Source organism: Bradyrhizobium uaiense (genome assembly GCF_010811875.1).
GTDB lineage: Bacteria > Pseudomonadota > Alphaproteobacteria > Rhizobiales > Xanthobacteraceae > Bradyrhizobium > Bradyrhizobium uaiense.
The window spans coordinates 1-237 of record NZ_VKHP01001087.1; the positions used below are offsets into that span (position 1 = coordinate 1).

The window sequence follows — 237 nt, forward strand, 5'->3', positions numbered from 1 at the left end:
GCTTGGCGCAAGTGATCGGCGTCATAGGCGGCGTCGGCCATGACGACCTCGGCGGACAAGCCTTCGATCAATGCGGCGGCTTGCGGTGCATCGCCCTTCTGACCCGCGGTCAGCGTGAACCGCACCGGACATCCCAAGCCTCGAACGGCCAGATGTATCTTGGTGCTCAGGCCCCCGCGCGAGCGGCCGATCGCCTGATCTTCAGACCCCCTTTTTTGGCGCCGGCAGCGTGCTGAT

The 237-nt window shown here is 65.4% G+C and carries 1 pseudogene; it reads right to left on the reverse strand.

What is annotated here, in order from left to right:
• A pseudogene (locus FNJ47_RS55765) lies at window positions 1-237 on the reverse strand (transposase); the annotation flags it as partial.